This is a genomic window from Streptomyces sp. B1866, assembly GCF_031932565.1.
Taxonomy (GTDB): domain Bacteria; phylum Actinomycetota; class Actinomycetes; order Streptomycetales; family Streptomycetaceae; genus Streptomyces.
Genome location: NZ_JAVSCF010000618.1, coordinates 1 through 451, shown reverse-complemented (window position 1 = coordinate 451; position 451 = coordinate 1). Strand labels below are relative to the sequence as shown.

Annotated in this window: 1 pseudogene; it reads left to right on the top strand. The window is 67.0% G+C overall.

The annotated features are described in order from the left end of the window. A pseudogene (locus tag RKE29_RS30465) lies at window positions 1–451 on the top strand (hypothetical protein); the annotation flags it as partial.

Sequence of the window (451 nt, the reverse complement as noted above, 5' to 3'; positions counted from 1 at the left end):
GACCTCGGAGCCGCCCACCAGCGAGCCTCCCACCTCGCAGCCCCCCACCAGCCCGTCGCCGTCGGGCACCAAGCCCCCCGGCGGTCTGATCAACTACGTCTTCGACCTGTCCGGCAAGTCGTACATCGCGGCCCCGAACGGTGACGTGGCGCTCAAGGGCGGCATCAACGCGCTGTTCGACCCGAAGACGGGCACCTTCAACTCCGACCTGACGCTGAACCCGACCAGCGGCAACTTCCGCATCCTGGGCTTCCTGCCCACCACCGCCAAGGTCGAGTTCACGCAGGTGGGCCAGACCACCGGCACCCTGAAGGGCGGCAAGCTGGAGACTCACTCCAGGATGTTCGTCAAGCTGCCGCAGATCGCGGTCTTCGGCATCCCGATCGCCGGTGGCGACCAGTGCCAGACCACCACGCCGTCTGACATCACCCTGAAGTCCACCCAGGACTTC